The organism is Streptomyces sp. NBC_00354 (genome assembly GCF_036106915.1).
GTDB lineage: Bacteria > Actinomycetota > Actinomycetes > Streptomycetales > Streptomycetaceae > Streptomyces.
On the sequence record NZ_CP107983.1, the window covers coordinates 5,406,411 to 5,419,906 of the forward strand.

The window sequence follows — 13,496 nt, forward strand, 5'->3', positions numbered from 1 at the left end:
TCTTCGTTACTCCTTGTGGGAGAGGGCGCGGACGGTACGGGAGGGGCTGGGGCGTCCCAGCTGTTCGGCCATCCACACGCTCGTGGCGGTGAGGGCGGCCAGGTCGACGCCTGTCTCGATGCCGAGGCCGTCGAGCATCCACACCAGGTCCTCGGTGGCGAGGTTGCCGGTGGCGCTCTTCGCGTACGGGCAGCCGCCGAGGCCGCCTGCGGAGGCGTCGACGGTCGTCACTCCGTGCTGGAGCGCGGCGAGGGTGTTGGACAGGGCCTGGCCGTAGGTGTCGTGGAAGTGCACGCCGATCCGGTCGGTCGGCACGCCCTCCTCGTTGAGCTCGCTGAGCAGGGTCTGGACGTGGCCCGGGGTGGCGACGCCGATGGTGTCGCCGAGGCTGAGCTCGTCGCAGCCGAGGTCGAGCAGGGCCTTGGCCACGCGGACCACCTGGTGGACCGGGACGGGGCCCTCCCAGGGGTCGCCGAAGCACATGGAGAGATAGCCGCGGACATGCGCCTTGCCCTCCTTGGCGCGGGCCACGACGGGCTCGAACATGGCGAGGGACTCGGCGACGGTCCGGTTGAGGTTGCGCGAGGCGAAGGTCTCGGTCGCCGAGCCGAAGACCGCGATGCGGCCCGCGCCGAGGGCCAGGGCGCGGTCGAGCCCGCGCTCGTTGGGGACCAGGACGGGGAGGTGGACCCCGGCCAGGTCCCGGAGCTGCGGGAACAGCTCCTCGGCGTCCGCCAGCTGGGGCACCCACTTGGGGTGCACGAAGCTGGTTGCCTCGACGGTGGTCAGCCCGGCCGCGGCCAGCCGGTGGATGAACTCGGCCTTGACGTGGGTGGGTACGGCCGTCTTCTCGTTCTGCAGCCCGTCGCGGGCGCCGACCTCGTGGATGCGGACGCGGGCCGGCAGCTCGGGGGCCGGGACGGTCATGGGCAGCCCGTTCACTTGGCCTCCCCTTCTTCCTTTTCCTCTTCCTCGTCCGGGGTGACGACGGCCAGGACCTGGTCCATGGCGACGGTCGTGCCGGGGGAGACGTCCAGCTCGGTGACCGTGCCGGAGTGGGGGGCGGAGATGACGTGCTCCATCTTCATCGCCTCGACGACGAGCAGGCTCTGCCCGGCGACGACGTGGTCGCCGACGGCGACCTTGACGACGGTGACGGTGCCGGGCATGGGGGCGGCGAGAGTGTCGGCGCCGGCGCCGGCCGCGCCCTTCGCCGTGACGGGGTCGTGGGTCTGGACGTGCCAGGAGTCGCCGTCGCGGCCGAGCCAGGTCCCCTCGGGGGAGCGGGCGTGGCTGAAGGTGTGGGTGACCCCGTCCAGCTCGACGGTGACGCGGTCGGCGGTCCGGGCCACGATCCGCCCGCGGGCCGGTGCGCCGGGGCCCTGCCCCGGACCCCGCGCCTCGTTCGCCGGCGGGGCTGCATCGTCCCCGTCGTCGGTGAGCAGGAGCTCCGTCTGGGTGCCCGAGGGGCGGGTGCGGATGATGATCGGGTCCTGGCCCGGGAGACGGAAGTGGTGGACCGTCCAGGCGGGGGTACCGCCGAGGCGCCAGCCGTCGGCCGCCCCGAACGGGTCGACCCACCCGTCCACGGCCGCTGCCGCACCGTCCTTGGCCAGCAGCGCAGCCGTGGCGTACACCTCCGGCGGGACGCCCTCCGGCAGCATGCCGGCCAGGTCCCGCTCCACCAGCCCGGTGTCCAGGTCCCCGGACACCACGTCCGGGTGCGCCAACAGCCTCCGCAGGAAACCGGTGTTGGTCTGGACGCCCAGGATCACGGTGTCGGCGAGGGCACTGCGCAGCACCCGGAGGGCAGCGGCCCGGTCCGGACCGTACGCGATCACCTTCGACAGCATCGGGTCGTACGTCGACCCGGTGTCCACCCCCGCCGTCAGGCCGGAGTCCGTACGGACAGAGCCACCCGACGGCTCGGACAGCGCGAGGACCGTACCGCCGGACGGCAGGAACCCCCGCGCCGGGTCCTCCGCGCAGACGCGGGCCTCGATCGCGTGCCCGGTCAGCCGGACCCCGGACTGGTCGAAGCCCAGCTCGGCGCCGGAGGCGACCCGCAGCTGCTGTTCCACCAGGTCCAGCCCGGTGATCAGCTCCGTCACCGGGTGCTCCACCTGGAGCCGGGTGTTCATCTCCATGAAGTAGTACGAGGACGGGTCCCCGCCCGGGACGATGAACTCCACCGTGCCCGCGCCGACGTACCCGCACGAGCGCGCCGCCTCCACCGCCGCCGCGCCCATCGAGGCCCGCAGTTCCGGCGTGAGCAGGACCGACGGGGCCTCCTCGATCACCTTCTGGTGGCGCCGCTGCAGCGAGCACTCGCGCTCGCCCAGGTGCACCACGTTCCCGTGCGCGTCCGCCAGCACCTGGATCTCGATGTGCCGCGGCCGGTCCACCCACCGCTCCACGAGCAGCGTGTCGTCGCCGAACGAGGAGCGGGCCTCGCGGCGGGCCGCCGCGATCTCCTCGCCCAGCAGGCCGGCGTCGCGGACCAGCCGCATGCCCTTGCCGCCGCCGCCCGCCGAGGGCTTCAGCAGCACCGGCATGCCGATCTCCTCGGCGGCCGCGACGAGTTCGGCGTCCGACAGGCCGCTGCCCGAGGAGCCGGGCACGACCGGGACCCCGGCCGCCTTCACGGTCTCCTTGGCGCGGATCTTGTCGCCCATCAGGGAGATCGCCGAGGCCGGCGGCCCGATGAAGGCCAGGCCCGCCTCCGCGCAGGCGGCCGCGAAGGCCGCGTTCTCCGCGAGGAAGCCGTAGCCGGGGTGGACGGCCTCGGCCCCCGTGCGGCGGGCCGCGTCGAGGAGCCGCTCCACCGACAGGTAGCTCTCGGCGGCCGCCGCCGGGCCGATCCGGACGGCCGTGTCGGCCTCCCGTACGTGCCGTGCGTCCGCGTCCGCGTCGCTGAAGACGGCCACGGACCGCACCCCGAGCTCCCGCAGCGTGCGGATGACCCGGACCGCGATCTCGCCCCGGTTCGCGACCAGAACAGTGCTGAACATCGAAGAAGTCCTCACGTCACACGTCACATTCGGAAGATGCCGAAGCCCGCGTCGCCCAGCGGGGCGTTCGCGCACGCGGTCAGGGCCAGTCCCAGCACCTGCCGGGTCTCCATCGGGTCGATGACCCCGTCGTCCCACAGTCGCGCGGTGGCGTAGTAGGCGTTGCCCTGCTCCTCGTACTGCGCGCGGACCGGGGCCTTGAAGGACTCCTCGTCCTCGAGCGGCCACTCCTGGCCGGCGCCCTCGATCTGGTCCCGCTTGACCGTGGCCAGTACGGAGGCGGCCTGCTCGCCGCCCATCACCGAGATCTTGGCGTTGGGCCACATCCACATGAAGCGGGGCGAGTAGGCCCGCCCGCACATCGAGTAGTTGCCCGCGCCGTACGAGCCGCCGACGACCACGGTCAGCTTCGGGACCCGGGTGCAGGCCACGGCCGTGACCATCTTGGCGCCGTGCTTGGCGATGCCGCCGGCCTCGTAGTCGCGGCCGACCATGAAGCCCGAGATGTTCTGGAGGAAGAGGAGCGGGATCCCGCGCTGGTCGCACAGCTCGATGAAGTGCGCGCCCTTCTGGGCGGATTCGGAGAACAGGATGCCGTTGTTGGCGACGATCCCGACCGGGTGGCCGTGGATCCGGGCGAAACCGGTGACGAGCGTCTGCCCGAACTCCGACTTGAACTCCTGGAAGCGGGACCCGTCCACGATGCGGGCGATGATCTCGCGGGCGTCGTACGGGGTGCGCGAGTCGACCGGGACCGCGCCGTACAGCCCGTACGGGTCCACCTTCGGCTCTTCCGGCGCCTCGACCGACCAGGGCAGGGCCTGGCGCTCCGGCAGGGTCGCCACGATGTTCCGTACGATCCGCAGCGCGTGCGCATCGTCCTCCGCGAGGTGGTCGGTGACGCCCGAGACCCGGGAGTGGACCTCGCCGCCGCCGAGCTCCTCGGCCGTGACCACCTCGCCGGTGGCGGCCTTCACCAGCGGCGGGCCGCCGAGGAAGATGGTGCCCTGGCCGCGGACGATGACGGCCTCGTCGCTCATCGCCGGGACGTACGCGCCGCCCGCCGTGCAGGAGCCGAGGACGGCGGCGATCTGCGGGATGCCGGCGCCGGACATGCGCGCCTGGTTGTAGAAGATGCGGCCGAAGTGCTCCCGGTCGGGGAAGACCTCGTCCTGCATGGGGAGGAAGGCGCCGCCCGAGTCGACCAGGTAGAGGCAGGGGAGACGATTCTCCAGGGCCACCTCCTGGGCGCGGAGGTGCTTCTTCACGGTCATCGGGTAGTACGTGCCGCCCTTGACGGTGGCGTCGTTCGCGACGATCACGCACTCGCGGCCGCTGACCCGGCCGATGCCTGCGATGACTCCGGCGGCCGGGGCCGCGCCCCCGTACATGCCCTCGGCGGCCAGCGGGGCCAGCTCCAGGAAGGGGGACCCGGGGTCCAGGAGGGCGTCCACGCGGTCGCGTGGGAGCAGCTTCCCGCGGGCGGTGTGGCGGGCGCGGGCCTTCTCGCCGCCGCCGAGCCGGGCCGCTTCGAGCCGGGCCCGCAGCCCCTCGGCGAGCTCGCGGTGGGCGGCCTCGTTGGTCCGCCAGGCCTCGGACGCCGGGTCCGCGGCGCTCGTCAGCACTGGTGCCTGCTGCATCGGTCGAGCTCCCTTGCTCGGTGCACGCTGTTAATGAGCGTTAACGCATGTACCGCCTAGGTTAACGAGCGCTAACGGCCCTGTCTAGAATGGATTCCCATGAGCACCAGAGCCGCTGCCCCGACCCGTCGCGAGCAGATCCTCAGTGAGGCCGCCCGCCTCTTCGCCGAGCGCGGGTTCCACGGCGTCGGCGTGGACGAGATAGGGGCCGCCGTGGGCATCAGTGGCCCCGGCCTGTACCGCCATTTCGCGGGCAAGGACGCCATGCTCGCCGAGCTGCTGGTCGGGATCAGCGAGCGGCTGCTGACCGGCGGCCGCCACCGGGTGGCCGAGGCCGCGGGCGACCCGGAGGGCGTACTGGCCTCGCTCATCGACGGCCACATCGACTTCGCCCTCGACGACCGGGCGCTGATCACCCTGCACGACCGGGAGCTGGACCGGCTGCGGGAGACCGACCGCAAGCTCGTACGGCAGCTCCAGCGCAAGTACGTGGAGCTGTGGGTGGAGGTCGTACGGGAACTGCACCCGGAGGTCGGCGAGGCGGAGGTGCGGGTGTCCGTCCACGCCGTCTTCGGCCTGCTCAACTCCACCCCGCACCTGGCGGCGCTCGGCCGGGAGGCGACGGAATCGCTGCTGCGGCGCCTGGCGCACGGGGCGTTCGGGGCGCTGTCGGGGTGACACGACGCGTCCGCTGGTCGGAATGGAACCGGCGCCTGCGGCCCGGCGGCGGCAGAATGGGCCGCATGCCGAAGCCGATAGAGACGCCCGCCCTGTCAGTTGAACCGCCGAGCCGCGCCGAACTCGTCGACCACCTGGTCCGCACCCGGATCTCGGGCCAGGTCGCCACGCCCCGTGAGAACAACCTGTCGCACTACCGCAAGCTCGCCAACGGCGACCGGCACTACTGGCTGGGCCTGGAGCTGGGCGACCGCTGGGCGGACGAGCAGGACGTGCTCGCCGTGATGGCGGAGCGGTGCGGGGTCGTCGACGACGCCGCGTACCGGTTCGGTCAGGACACGATCGACCCGGAGCTGACGGTGTCCGGCCTGGACCGGATGGCGGCGCGGCTGCGCAAGGCGGCCCTGGACCGGCAGAGCGTGCTGCTGGCCACGGGGCACCCGGGCGGCCTGCTGGACGTCCACCGGGCGACGGCGGCCGCGCTGCGCGCCGCGGGCTGCGAGATCGTGGTGATCCCGCCCGGCCTGGTCGCGGACGAGGGCTCGGTGTGGCAGTTCGCGGACGTCGCCGTGCTGGAGCGCGGGGCCACGCTGTGGCACACGCACTCCCCGGAGCCGATGGCCGCGATCCTGGACGGCCTGGCGGCGGCGAACCGCCCCCAGCCGGACCTGGTCGTCGCCGACCACGGCTGGGCGGGGTGCGCGGCGCAACGCGGGCTGGACGCGGTGGGGTACGCGGACTGCAACGACCCCGCGCTGTTCCTGGGCGAGGCGGAGGGCACCCTCCAGGTGGCGGTCCCGCTCGACGACCACGTCCGCGACCCGCGCTTCTACGACCCGATGGTGGCGTACCTGCTGTCGGCGGCGGGCCTGCGCTAGCCTGCGCGGCGGGGCTTCGTCCCGGCCCCGCCGGCGTTCGCGGTCGGGCTATCGCAGCCAGCCGGTCATCTCCGTCTGGACGGCCGAGCCGTCGAGGTCGGCGAGCTTCATGCCCACGAAGTCGCGGGCCCAGTCGGAGGTCTGGATCCGGAACGGCATCTTCTCGGCGGTCAGCGCCTCGATGACCGGCGCCGCCGCCTGCTCCGAGGTCTGGGCGGTGTCGCTGCCGAAGACCTCCAGGACGTGGTTGATGTAGCCCTGCAGCGCCGGGGCGTACGGACCCACCTGGGCGGTCAGCGCCGGGATGTCGAGCCCGACGTTGTTCACGAACTCGCTGGCTACGGCGCCCGGTTCGACGACGGCCACCTGGACGCCCGCGGACGCGGCGACCGGAGCCAGGGACTCCATGAAGCCCTCGACGGCGAACTTGGCCGCGCAGTAGGACTCGTTGAACGGCTGGCCGATCATGCCGCCGACGCTCGTCACGGTGATGACCCGGCCGCCCGAGGCGCGCAGGTGCGGGAGCGCCGCCCGGGTGAGCTCGGCCACGCCGAAGAAGTTGACCTCCATGACGTTCCGCAGCTGCTCCATGCCGTGCTGCTCGATCGTGCCCACGAAGCCGGCGCCCGCGTTGTTCACGACAGCGTCGAGGTGCCCGTGTTCGGCGACGACCTCGGCCACGCACGCGGCCACGGACTCGGCGTCGGTCACGTCGAGCCGCTTGACCTGGACGAGCTCGGCGACGCCGGCTACGGCGGCGGCCTTGTTCAGGGCGTCGGCGCGGGTGGTGTCCCGCATGGTGGCGACGGTGTGCCAGCCGGCCTGGGCGGCGGCGACCGCGGCGGCCAGGCCGATGCCGGAGGAGGTGCCGGTGATGAGGACGGTCTTGGCGGCGGTGTTGGTGCTCATTGAAGGCTCCTTTAGATTTGTGCGTGCACACACACATTAACGATGTGTGCGTGTGCACGCAACCCGGTATCCTTCCTGTATGGCGCACACGAATCTCAACTTGGACGGTCTCACCCCCCGCGACCACGCCTTCTACGGCTTGGTCTGGGCCGGAACCACCCTCACCGCCCGGGTCGACCAGGTGCTCACACGCCGCCACGACCTGCCGTTGTCGTGGTTCGAGGTCATGCTGTGGCTGAGCGTCCAGCAGGAGCCGGTCGCGCCCTCGGAGCTGGGTGCCAGGACCCTGCTCAGCCGCAGCCAGGTCTCCCGCGTCGCCGATTCGCTCCGGGCCCGCGGCCTGGTCGAACGGGTCCCGTCCCCGACGGACGCCCGGTCCGTGGGGATCGCCCTCACCGAGGCGGGCCGCCGCGCCTTCGCGGAAGCCGACGCCACCCGCCGCGAGGCCCTCGCCGAGGTCTTCGACGACCGCCTCGACGCCGCGGACATAGCCGCACTGGAGGCGATCTGGGCCAAACTCAAGGCCCGCCCGGAGAACGAACAGCAGCCCTAGGGCCGGACCTCGGCGTCCGGGCCGGCGTCCGGGCCGGCGTCGGGGCCGGCGTCGGGGCCGGGGCCGGGCGTCGGGTCCAGGTACACCCGGCGGATGGCCGGCCACCGCTCCCGCAGCTGGTCCTCCGCGTCCTCGCACGCCGCCTCCACCTGCCGGGCCGATGCCAGGTCGTGGAAGTCGATCTTCGCCGCGATCAGCACCTCCGACGGCCCCTGCACCAGCGTCGTCAGCTCCAGCACGCCCTCGATGTGCAGCACGGTCAGCAGCTCCTCCCGCACCTCGGCCCGCATCGCCGCAGGCAGCGGCCGCCCGATCAGGTACTGGGCGTTCGAGCGGCCCAGCTCCCACGCCACCGCCACCAGCAGCAGCCCGATCAGCAGCGACGCGATCCCGTCGGGCACCCCCGACCCGGTGAGCTGCGCCCCCAGCAGGCCGCCCGCCGCCAGGACGAGCCCGATCAGCGCGGCCACGTTCTCCAGCAGCACCGCCTTCACCGCCGTGTCCGGGGTGTGCTTCACGTACACGCCCAGCGGGGCCCGCATCCGGGCCGCCTCGCCCCGCATCTGCCGCCAGGCCACCAGCAGCGAATAGCCCTCCAGTACGAACGCCACGGCGAGGATCACGTACGAGAGCGCGGGGTCGCCCGGCTCCTCGCCCTGCACCAGCGTGTGGATCCCGTCGTACACGGCGAACACCGCGCCGCCGGCGAACGTCGCGATCGACGCGAGCAGCGCCCAGATGTACCGCTCCGGCCCGTAGCCCAGCGGGTGGGCCTCGTCCGCGGGCCGTGCGCTCCGCTTCAGTGCGGTCAGCAGCAGGACCTCCGTCACCGTGTCGGCCACCGAGTGCGCGGCCTCCGACAGCATCGCGCTCGACCCGCTGACGATGCCGCCGAACGCTTTGGCCGCCGCGATCCCCAGATTGGTGACCACGGCGACGACGACCGTACCGACGCTTTCGGATTCCTCGGGCATGAGGTGACGGTAGGGCCGACGCTCAGGCCGAGGGGTCAGCGACACCCGACGGGACCGCCGTCCGGCCCCCGAGCGCCTTGCGCCGCAGCAGGGCCGCGAACGGCGCCGCGCACGTGCAGGCCGCGGCGGTCACGGCGGCGGCCACGAAGGCCGGGTTCACCCAGTCGGGGATCAGCTGTCGCCCGCCCGGATCCCCGGGGTGGTCGGCGCAGTGGACGGAGAGCGGGAACGACGATTCCCAGACGACCGTCTTCTCGTGCTCGCCCCACTGGGCGTACCCGCACACCTCGTCGGGATCGAGGACGTACACCCCGTACGACACGCCCCAGATGTAGACCGAGCCCGCGGCGCACAGGGCGAGGAGGGCGGCCAGCAGGAAGGTGCCCGCGCCGAGCAGGTCCGGGGCGGAGCGCCGCCGGACCGTGACCACCAGGTGGACGGCGAGCCGCCCGAGGATCAGGACACCCACGAACGGGGAGACCAGGGCGAGGGTGAAGAGCAAAGCGATCATGCTTCCAGCCGACGCCCCGCCCGCGCGGTCAGTTCCGCACTGTGGCCGAGCCCACGTCGTGATCCGGGGTCAGGCGCGCGGGACGCGCACCACGCCCTCCTGGATGACGGTCACGGCGAGCCGCCCGTCCTGCGTCCAGATGCGGGCCTGCCCGAGGCCGCGCCCGGCGGCCGCCGACGGGGACTCCTGGTCGTAGAGCAGCCACTCGTCGGCGCGGAACGGCCTGTGGAACCACATCGCGTGGTCCAGCGAGGCGCCGACGACGTCGCCGACGGCCCACCCGCCCCGGCCGTGCGCGAGCAGCACCGAGTCGAGCAGGGTCATGTCCGAGACGTACGTGGCCAGGCAGGTGTGCAGGAGCGCGTCGTCGCTCTCCAGCTTGCCGGCCGTACGGAACCACACCTGCGAGCGCGGCTCGACCGGCTCGCCGACGCTGCCCCAGGGCGGGACGGTCGCGTACCGCAGGTCCACCGCGCCGCGCGCCTCGATCAGCCGCTCCACCGTGCCCGGGTCGCGGAAGATCTCCCGGTACGCGGGCAGGGACTCGGCGGCCGTCGGCAGGGTCTCCGGATCGGGCGCGTCCGGCATCGCGACCTGGTGGTCGAGGCCCTCCTCGTACGTCTGGAAGGACGCGGAGAGGTGGAAGATCGGCTGGCCGTGCTGGACGGCGACGACCCGGCGGGTGGTGAAGGAGCGCCCGTCGCGGATCCGGTCGACCGCGTACACGATCGGCGCGCCCGGGTCCCCGGCGCGCAGGAAGTACGAGTGCAGCGAGTGCGCGGTGCGGTCCTCGGGAACGGTACGGCCGGCCGCGACCAGGGCCTGGGCCGCGACCTGTCCGCCGAAGACGCGCGGTACCAGCGCCGAACGGCTGGTACCGCGGAAGATGTTCTCCTCGATCTGCTCGAGGTCGAGCAGATCGAGGAGCGTCGTCAGTGCCTCGTTCATGAGGGGAAGGGTAAGTCCCTTGTCCCGAAGGGCCCTTAGAGGCCCATCGACTTGGCGATGATGGACTTCATGATCTCGCTGGTGCCGCCGTAGATGCGGTTGACGCGGTTGTCGGCGTACAGACGGGCGATCGGGTACTCGTTCATGTAGCCGTAGCCGCCGTGCAGCTGGAGGCAGCGGTCGATCACCCGGTGCGCGACCTCGGTGCAGAACAGCTTCGCGGAGGCGGCCTCGGCGGGGGTCAGCTCGCCGGCGTCCAGGGCCTCCAGGGCGCGGTCCGCGACGGCCTGGGCCGCGTCCACCTCGGCCTGGCAGGCGGCCAGCTCGAACTTGGTGTTCTGGAAGTGCGCGACCGGCTTGCCGAAGACGGTGCGGTCGGTGACGTACTGCTGGGCGAACCGGACGGCCGCGGCGGCCTGGGCGTACGCACCGAACGCGATGCCCCAGCGCTCGGAGGCCAGGTTGTGGCCGAGGTAGTAGAAGCCCTTGCCCTCCTCGCCGAGCAGGTCCTCGACCGGGACCTTGACGTCGACGAAGGCCAGCTCGGCCGTGTCGGAGGTGCGCAGGCCGAGCTTGTCGAGCTTGCGGCCGATGGAGTAGCCCTCGGACTTGGTGTCCACGGCGAACAGGGAGATGCCGTAGCGGCGGTCGTCCTCGCGCGGTGCGGCGGTGCGGGCGCAGACGATCACACGGTCGGCGTGCACGCCGCCGGTGATGAAGGTCTTGGAGCCGTTGAGGACGTAGTGCGTGCCGTCCTCGGAGAGCTTGGCGGTGGTCTTCATGCCCGCGACGTCGGAGCCGGTGCCCGGCTCGGTCATCGCGAGGGCCCACATCTCCTCGCCGGAGACGAACTTCGGCAGGTAGCGCTTCTTCTGCTCGTCGTCGGCCAGCATCTTGATGTAGGGGAGGGCGAGCAGCACGTGCACGCCGGAGCCGCCGAAGTTCACGCCCGCGCGGGAGGTCTCTTCGTACAGGACGGCCTCGAACTTGTGGGTGTCCAGGCCGGCGCCGCCGAACTCCTCGGGGACGTTGATGCCGAAGACGCCCAGCTCGCCGAGCTTGTAGTAGAAGTCGCGCGGGGCCTGGCCGGCAGCGAACCACTCGTCGTAGACGGGGACGACCTCGGCCTCTATGAAGGCGCGGATGGTCTCGCGGAACGCCTCGTGGTCCTCGTTGAAAACGGTACGGCGCACAGCCGCCTCCTCGATCCTGTCGCCCGTCGCGCTGTCGCGCCGTGTCTAAGCGCTTGCTCAGACTATTAAGTTACCCGTGGGTTGGGCGGGCTGTCCAGAGTCGGGGAGGGGGACCGGGTGTGATGTCCGACGGCCCTGTCGTGCGGGCCGCCGGACACCACACCCGGTGCCCGGGCCTACTTGCCGAGCATGCTGCCGGTCCACTGGCCGGCGGCGCCCTGCATCAGGGCCTCGTTGCTCAGGACCTGGGTCCCGGGCAGCCCGGCCATGCCGATGTCGCCGGTCGGCGCTGCGCCGTTGTGGGAGCCGACCGTGTTGTCGCGTCCGGCGTTGAACACGTCGTCGCCGGCCAGCTGGGTCAGGTCGCCGAACACGATCGAGTACGTGCTCTCGATCGGCGCGTACACGACGAAGTTGTCGTCGGCGGAGGCGGCGGACGCACCGGCCAGGATGACGCCGCCGGCGGCGAGAGCGGTCAGGGCGAGGCGGATCGATCGCACGAGTAGTGCCTTTCGAGGAGGGGGTGGGGGAACAGTGCGAACGTAGGCCGCCGCGCACCGCGAGGCACCGCACCCGCCGCCGTACGGCCCGAGTCCATCCGTACGGCGCAGCCGTCCCCGGCCGGTGCCCGTCAGACCCCGGTGTCCCGGGTCAGCGCGAACCACAGCTCCATCCGGGTGTCCGGGTCGTCGAGGTCGCTGCGGAGCAGGGCGCCGGCACGGGCGATGCGCTGGCGGACGGTGTTGCGGTGGACGCCCAGGGCCGCGGCCGTCCGGTCCCAGCTGCCGTGGTGCGCCAGCCAGACGCGCAGGGTCTCCCGGTGGGCCGGGGGCAGCGGGGCGAGCAGGGCCTCGGCGTGGGCGCGGGCCTCGGCGGGGTCCACCAGGGCGCCGAGCCCCGCGCCGGTGTGCCGGACCAGCGGGGTACGTGCCGCCTCCGCCCGCTCCAGCGCCCGGCGGGCCTGCGTGTCGGCGGTGGCCAGGGTGTCGGGCGCGGCCGGGGCGCTCACCCCGAGCCGCCACCCGGGCTGCGCGGAGGGCTCCCGGTCGGTGAGGAGCCGTACGGCCGGACCGGCCGGGTCCAGCAGTACGGTGCCCAGCGCGGCGGCGAGGCCCTGCGGGTCGGCGCCGCCGCGGGCGTGGACGGCGTACCAGGGCCCGGGCCCGGCCAGCGCCTCGGCGGGGGAGCCGCCCAGCAGCAGCCGGGCCAGCGCGGCGGCCTCGGCCCCGGCCGGCCGGTCGGCGGTGAGCAGGGCCAGCAGGACGGCGGCGACCGAGGCGACGGTGTGGTCGCCGGGGGTCCGCGCCGGAGTGGCCGTGCCGAGCGCGGCGTGGCGGCCGAGGGCGTAGGCGGCCAGGTGCCAGCCGTCGGCCTGGTCGGTGGCGGTCGCGGGACCTTCGGCGCGGCCGACGCGGGCCAGCAGTGCGTCGAGGGCCGCGGGTACGGCCCCGGCCTCCGGAGGCGGCGGGCTGCCCGCGGCCCGGCCGTCCGGCCACAGCCGTACGTGTCCGCCGAGGCTCGCCGCGAGGCGGGCCAGCACCGCCGGGACCGGATCGGGGCGGGCGGCCGCGGCGGCGAGGGCCTGCTGGGCTTCGGTGACCCGGCGCAGCTCGCGGGTCCGCGCTTCGGCCATGAGGCGCCAGACGGCGCGGGCGACGGCCGTGAACCGGGTCTGCGGCGGGACCTCGAGCAGCGGCAGCCCGTGCCGGGCACTCGCCCGGACGAGCTCCGGGGGCACCTCCGCGTGCAGCGGCGCCACCCCGAACCCGAGCGCGGCCACCCCCGAGCCGACCAGTCGCCGCACGTACGCGTCGGCGGCGTCGGCGGCATGGGTCGCGTCGCCCGCGTCCGTCGCGCCCGTCGCGTCCGTCGCGCCCGTCGCGTCGGCCGGGCCGGCCCCCGGCTCCGTCAGCCCCGCCCCCGCCGTGAGGAGCAGCTCGCCGCCCAGGAGGTAGGGGGACGGGTCCGCCATCTCCGAGGCGTGCACCCCGTGCACCTCCGCCTGCTCCGGCCCGGCGACCAGCCGCAGGTCCAGCGCCTGGTCGGCGAGCAGCACGCCGAGCCCGACCGCGGGCGTGGGCGGGCTGTCGGCCCCGGCAGGCTTCGGCATGGATGCTCCGTACAGTTCGAGGTCGCTCGGTGGATAAAACGTACACTTCGCGCCCCGGTACCCGCCGCTTACGCTCGAAGGACCGCACCGT

The 13,496-nt window shown here is 73.3% G+C and carries 13 protein-coding genes; 3 read left to right on the forward strand and 10 right to left on the reverse strand.

Translation table 11 applies throughout. The features are described from left to right. Positions 1-6 precede the first annotated feature (6 nt). Genes OHT74_RS24765 through OHT74_RS24775 form a run of 3 tightly spaced genes read right to left on the reverse strand, consistent with a single transcriptional unit; the run spans position 7 to position 4,651 of the window. Positions 7-927, reverse strand: a complete 921-nt coding sequence (locus OHT74_RS24765; protein WP_266673022.1) for a hydroxymethylglutaryl-CoA lyase — start codon at positions 925-927, stop codon at positions 7-9. Positions 928-938: 11 nt separating this feature from the next. Further along, entirely contained in the window at positions 939-3,011 is a 2,073-nt protein-coding gene (locus OHT74_RS24770; protein WP_266666844.1) for an acetyl/propionyl/methylcrotonyl-CoA carboxylase subunit alpha, read from the reverse strand. A gap of 23 nt (positions 3,012-3,034) precedes the next feature. Beyond that, positions 3,035-4,651, reverse strand: a complete 1,617-nt coding sequence (locus OHT74_RS24775; protein WP_328621423.1) for a carboxyl transferase domain-containing protein — start codon at positions 4,649-4,651, stop codon at positions 3,035-3,037. 99 nt (positions 4,652-4,750) lie between these two features. Between OHT74_RS24775 and OHT74_RS24780 the strand changes: the two genes are divergently transcribed. After that, the gene (locus OHT74_RS24780; RefSeq protein WP_266666848.1) at positions 4,751-5,329 is read left to right on the forward strand and encodes an SACE_7040 family transcriptional regulator; all 579 of its coding nucleotides are present in this window, start codon (positions 4,751-4,753) and stop codon (positions 5,327-5,329) included. 56 nt (positions 5,330-5,385) lie between these two features. Continuing rightward, a complete protein-coding gene (locus tag OHT74_RS24785; RefSeq protein WP_328623382.1) occupies positions 5,386-6,207 on the forward strand; it encodes a phosphatase in 822 nt (273 codons plus the stop codon). A 48-nt stretch (positions 6,208-6,255) separates the two neighbouring features. On the opposite strand, the gene OHT74_RS24790 is transcribed toward OHT74_RS24785, so the two are convergent. Next, positions 6,256-7,116 (reverse strand): SDR family NAD(P)-dependent oxidoreductase, encoded by an 861-nt coding sequence (locus OHT74_RS24790; RefSeq protein ID WP_328621424.1) that lies wholly within the window; start codon positions 7,114-7,116, stop codon positions 6,256-6,258. Positions 7,117-7,195: 79 nt separating this feature from the next. Between OHT74_RS24790 and OHT74_RS24795 the strand changes: the two genes are divergently transcribed. Further along, complete coding sequence (locus OHT74_RS24795) at positions 7,196-7,669, forward strand: MarR family winged helix-turn-helix transcriptional regulator (RefSeq protein ID WP_266666852.1); 474 nt, start codon at positions 7,196-7,198, stop codon at positions 7,667-7,669. On the opposite strand, the gene OHT74_RS24800 is transcribed toward OHT74_RS24795, so the two are convergent. The 6 genes from OHT74_RS24800 to OHT74_RS24825 all read right to left on the reverse strand — a co-directional run bounded on the left by OHT74_RS24800 (position 7,666) and on the right by OHT74_RS24825 (position 13,405). After that, positions 7,666-8,643, reverse strand: coding sequence for a cation diffusion facilitator family transporter (locus tag OHT74_RS24800; protein WP_328621425.1), 978 nt, complete (start codon positions 8,641-8,643; stop codon positions 7,666-7,668). The genes OHT74_RS24795 and OHT74_RS24800 overlap by 4 nt on opposite strands. 22 nt (positions 8,644-8,665) lie before the next feature. Continuing rightward, complete coding sequence (locus tag OHT74_RS24805) at positions 8,666-9,154, reverse strand: hypothetical protein (RefSeq protein WP_328621426.1); 489 nt, start codon at positions 9,152-9,154, stop codon at positions 8,666-8,668. A 69-nt stretch (positions 9,155-9,223) separates the two neighbouring features. Next, on the reverse strand, positions 9,224-10,102 hold the full coding sequence (gene tesB, locus OHT74_RS24810) for an acyl-CoA thioesterase II (RefSeq protein ID WP_266629104.1): 879 nt from the start codon (positions 10,100-10,102) through the stop codon (positions 9,224-9,226). 35 nt (positions 10,103-10,137) lie between these two features. Further along, entirely contained in the window at positions 10,138-11,295 is a 1,158-nt protein-coding gene (locus OHT74_RS24815; protein ID WP_266666858.1) for an acyl-CoA dehydrogenase family protein, read from the reverse strand. A 176-nt stretch (positions 11,296-11,471) separates the two neighbouring features. Beyond that, positions 11,472-11,795: a hypothetical protein gene (locus tag OHT74_RS24820; protein WP_266666860.1), complete on the reverse strand. Its 324-nt coding sequence runs from the start codon at positions 11,793-11,795 to the stop codon at positions 11,472-11,474. Positions 11,796-11,926: 131 nt separating this feature from the next. After that, positions 11,927-13,405 (reverse strand): PucR family transcriptional regulator, encoded by a 1,479-nt coding sequence (locus OHT74_RS24825; RefSeq protein WP_328621427.1) that lies wholly within the window; start codon positions 13,403-13,405, stop codon positions 11,927-11,929. Positions 13,406-13,496 lie beyond the last annotated feature (91 nt).

Coding starts and splice junctions, on each gene's coding strand:
- OHT74_RS24765 (WP_266673022.1), bottom strand. CDS start 927: ATGACCGTCCCGGCCCCCGAGCTGCCGGCCCGCGTCCGCATCCACGAG.
- OHT74_RS24770 (WP_266666844.1), bottom strand. CDS start 3,011: ATGTTCAGCACTGTTCTGGTCGCGAACCGGGGCGAGATCGCGGTCCGG.
- OHT74_RS24775 (WP_328621423.1), bottom strand. CDS start 4,651: ATGCAGCAGGCACCAGTGCTGACGAGCGCCGCGGACCCGGCGTCCGAG.
- OHT74_RS24780 (WP_266666848.1), top strand. CDS start 4,751: ATGAGCACCAGAGCCGCTGCCCCGACCCGTCGCGAGCAGATCCTCAGT.
- OHT74_RS24785 (WP_328623382.1), top strand. CDS start 5,386: ATGGGCCGCATGCCGAAGCCGATAGAGACGCCCGCCCTGTCAGTTGAA.
- OHT74_RS24790 (WP_328621424.1), bottom strand. CDS start 7,116: ATGAGCACCAACACCGCCGCCAAGACCGTCCTCATCACCGGCACCTCC.
- OHT74_RS24795 (WP_266666852.1), top strand. CDS start 7,196: ATGGCGCACACGAATCTCAACTTGGACGGTCTCACCCCCCGCGACCAC.
- OHT74_RS24800 (WP_328621425.1), bottom strand. CDS start 8,643: ATGCCCGAGGAATCCGAAAGCGTCGGTACGGTCGTCGTCGCCGTGGTC.
- OHT74_RS24805 (WP_328621426.1), bottom strand. CDS start 9,154: ATGATCGCTTTGCTCTTCACCCTCGCCCTGGTCTCCCCGTTCGTGGGT.
- tesB (WP_266629104.1), bottom strand. CDS start 10,102: ATGAACGAGGCACTGACGACGCTCCTCGATCTGCTCGACCTCGAGCAG.
- OHT74_RS24825 (WP_328621427.1), bottom strand. CDS start 13,405: ATGCCGAAGCCTGCCGGGGCCGACAGCCCGCCCACGCCCGCGGTCGGG.